The sequence below is a fragment of the Streptomyces flavofungini genome (assembly GCF_041028215.1).
In the GTDB taxonomy this organism is placed as follows: Bacteria; Actinomycetota; Actinomycetes; order Streptomycetales; family Streptomycetaceae; genus Streptomyces; species Streptomyces flavofungini_B.
Genome location: NZ_JASKYR010000764.1, coordinates 1 through 3,371, shown reverse-complemented (window position 1 = coordinate 3,371; position 3,371 = coordinate 1). Strand labels below are relative to the sequence as shown.

Below are 3,371 nucleotides of genomic sequence, written 5' to 3'. Positions count from 1 at the left end.
CCGCCGAGAGCCTGGGCTATCTGACCGGCTTCGGCAACGAGCACAGCTCCGAGGCGGTGCCCGGCGCCCTGCCGCACGGCCGCAACTCACCCCAGCGCGCCCCGCTCGGCCTCTATGCCGAGCAGCTCAGCGGCTCGGCCTTCACCGAGCCCCGCGCGCACAACCGCCGCTCGTGGCTGTACCGCATCCGCCCCTCGGCCGCGCACCCGCGCTTCACCCGCGTGGACAACGGCGCGGTCCGCACGGCCCCCTTCACCGAGTCGGTGCCGGACCCCAACCGGCTGCGCTGGAACCCGCTCCCGGAGCCCGCCCCCGGCACGGACTTCCTCGCGGGCCTGTGGACGCTCGGCGGCAACGGCGACGCGGCCCAGCGCACCGGCATGGCCATTCACCTCTACCACGCCAACTCCTCGATGAAGGACCGCGTCTTCAGCGACGCCGACGGCGAGCTGCTCATCGTGCCCGAGCGCGGCGGCCTGCTGCTGCGCACCGAGTTCGGACTGCTGCACGCCGGGCCCGGCGAGGTCGCGCTGATCCCGCGCGGCGTCCGCTTCCGCGTGGAGCTCCTCGACGCGAGCGCCCGGGGGTATGTCTGCGAGAACTACGGCGCCCCCTTCCAGCTCCCCGACCTCGGCCCGATCGGCGCCAACGGCCTGGCGAACGCGCGCGACTTCCGGGCGCCCGTCGCGGCGTACGAGGAGGTCGAGGGCCCGGTGGAGGTGGTCAACAAGTTCTGCGGCAACCTCTGGCGCGCGACGTACGGCCACTCCCCGCTCGACGTGGTGGCCTGGCACGGCAACCACGTCCCCTACGTCTACGACCTGCACCGTTTCAATGTGATCGGCTCGATCAGCTACGACCACCCGGACCCGTCGATCTTCACGGTGCTCACCTCGCCGTCCGACACCCCGGGCCTCGCGGGCGTCGACTTCGTCGTCTTCGCGCCGCGCTGGCTGGTGGGCGAGGACACCTTCCGGCCGCCGTACTTCCACCGGAACGTGATGAGTGAGTACATGGGCCTCATCGAGGGCGCGTACGACGCGAAGGCGGAGGGCTTCGTGCCGGGCGGCGGCTCGCTGCACAACATGATGTCGGCGCACGGCCCCGACCGCGACACCTTCGAGAAGGCGTCGGCGGCGGAGCTGAAGCCGCAGAAGATCGATGACGGCCTCGCGTTCATGTTCGAGACGCGCTGGCCGGTGACGGCGACGGAGCAGGCGGCCCAGGCGTCCCATCTGCAGCAGGGGTACGACGACGTGTGGCAGGGTCTGGAGCGCCACTTCCGCGACTAGGAGAGACCGTGACCGCTTTCGCCCCGGACTCGATCGTCCTTAACCGAAAGCTGCCGCTCTGGTATCAGGTGTCGCAGTCCCTGCGCGCCTCGATACTCAGCCGCACCCCTGACGCCCCGCTCCGGCTGCCCACCGAGGAGCAGTTGGCGGGGCACTACGGGGTGTCCGTGCTGACCATGCGGCAGGCGCTGAAGGAGCTGGAGGACGAGGGGCTCATCACCCGCCACCGGCGGCGCGGCACCTTCATCGAACCGAGCGCCCGGCGCGCGGCGCCCGTCCGCCTGCTGGGCTCGGTCGACGCGATCGTGGCCCAGCAGTCGGGCATGACCACCGAGCTCCTCGAACACGGCTCGGCCCCGCCGTCCGCGGAACTCGCCGCGTACTTCCCGGACTCCGACGCGGTGGCCACGTACCACCGGCTGCGCAGCGACGAGAAGACGGGCGAACCGACCAACCACGCCCGCAACTTCGTCCGCCCCGAACTCGCCGCCCGCATCGACCTGGACGACCTCACGCGCTGGCCGATGACGAAGGTGCTGCGCGATGTGGTGGGCGTGCGGATCAGCCGGATCACCGACACCGTCGAGGCCACCCTCGCCGACCCGGAGACCGCCCGCCTCCTCAAGGTCCCGCTGCTCAGCCCGATCCTGCACTACACCGGCGTCACCTACGACGAGGAGGGCCGGGCCCTGGACGTGGCCCGCATCCACTACCGCGGCGACCGCTTCTCCTTCTCGGTCACGCTGGAGGCGACCTAGGGCCTCTCGTTCGGATCAGGCCCGTGCGGAGGCGGGGTTACGATGCCGGGCGTGACGCCTGACGAAGCGCCGCTGCTCGCGGATCTCATGCCGTGGTCCGTCGCACCGCTCCGGCCGGGACGCGGGTGGCCGATGGGACCGGACGCCGCGTCCCTGCGGGCCCGCTGGGACGCTCTCGTCGGCGCGGCGGGCGAGGACCGCGAGGCCCTGTTCCGGCCCACGCGCCTCCGCACCCTGCACACCGCGGTCGCCCAACTGCCCGGACGGACCGGCGGAACCGGCCGACTCGCCAGGGAGTCGGGCCGCTGTCCCGAGCCGGTGCGGGTGCTGCACGGCCCCTTCGACGAGCAGTGGCTGATCCCCGACCACCGCCTCATCGACGTGGCACGCCCCGAACTGTGGCGGGTCGCGGGCGAGGGCCAGCTCTTCGCCGTCGAACAGGGTCATGTGCCCGGCGCGGCCGGCCCCGCGGTCCTCGCCTCCGCCGTGCTGCCGGACGGGCGCTCCCCCGCCGGGCGCCCCGGCCGCATCAGGCCGCTCTTCCGCAGGCCCGGGGCCGTCGAGCCCAATCTGACGCCGGGCCTCGCCGGGCATCTGTCGAAGCTTCTCGGCCACGAGGTCACCGCGCGCTCGCTGCTCGCCTTCGTGCTCGCCACGGGGACGGGTTCGGCGGCGGGCTGCCGGGTACCGCTCACCGCCGACCCCGCCCACTGGGAGCGCGGCACCGCCCTCGGCGAGCGGCTGCTGCGGCTGCAGCTGCGCGGCGACGGGGAGCGCCCCAAGCTGCCCGGCGGGCGCAGGCCCTATGTGCGCGCGCCCCTGCCCGCGCGCCCCGGCTCACTGTCGTACGACGCCGGGGAAGAGGTGCTGCGGGTCGGCGGGGAGGGTGTCATCTCGCCGGTGCCGAAGGAGGCGTGGGAGTTCGAGGTGAGCGGGGTGCGGGTGATCGAGCGCTGGTTCGGCGCGCGCACGGCCGACGCGGAGGCGGAGCCGGGCTCCCTGGCGGCGATCCGCCCGCGGTCCTGGCCCCAGGCCTGGACGTCGGAGCTGCTCGAACTCGTCACGGTCCTGGCCCTGCTCGCGGAACTGGTCCCGGAGCAGCGGGAGTTGGCGGCGGCCGAAGGTCCGCGGATCACTGTGGAGGAGCTGCGCCGGGCGGGCGTCCTGCCCGTGCCCGACGCGGCGCGGCGCCCGGCGTCGGTGCTCGACCACCGCGAAGAGGGGCCGGACGGGCAGTTCGCCCTGATCTAGGTTCTCGTGCGCCGCCGGTGCTCCTGCCGGGTGCAGGTGCGGCGGGCCGTTCCGAGGGGGCGGGTGTGGC

Annotated in this window: 3 protein-coding genes; all 3 read left to right on the top strand. The window is 73.5% G+C overall.

Features of this window, described 5'->3' with window-relative positions; translation table 11 throughout:
• A partial coding sequence (hmgA, locus tag AB8Z36_RS34025) for a homogentisate 1,2-dioxygenase (RefSeq protein ID WP_369217249.1) occupies nt 1–1,292 on the top strand: 1,292 nt, incomplete at its 5' end.
• An 8-nt stretch (nt 1,293–1,300) separates the two neighbouring features.
• Complete coding sequence (locus AB8Z36_RS34020) at nt 1,301–2,050, top strand: GntR family transcriptional regulator (RefSeq protein ID WP_369217248.1); 750 nt, start codon at nt 1,301–1,303, stop codon at nt 2,048–2,050.
• A gap of 42 nt (nt 2,051–2,092) precedes the next feature.
• Nucleotides 2,093–3,301 carry a type ISP restriction/modification enzyme gene (locus tag AB8Z36_RS34015; RefSeq protein ID WP_369217247.1) on the top strand — a complete coding sequence of 403 codons (1,209 nt, stop codon included), beginning with the start codon at nt 2,093–2,095 and terminating at the stop codon, nt 3,299–3,301.
• Nucleotides 3,302–3,371 lie beyond the last annotated feature (70 nt).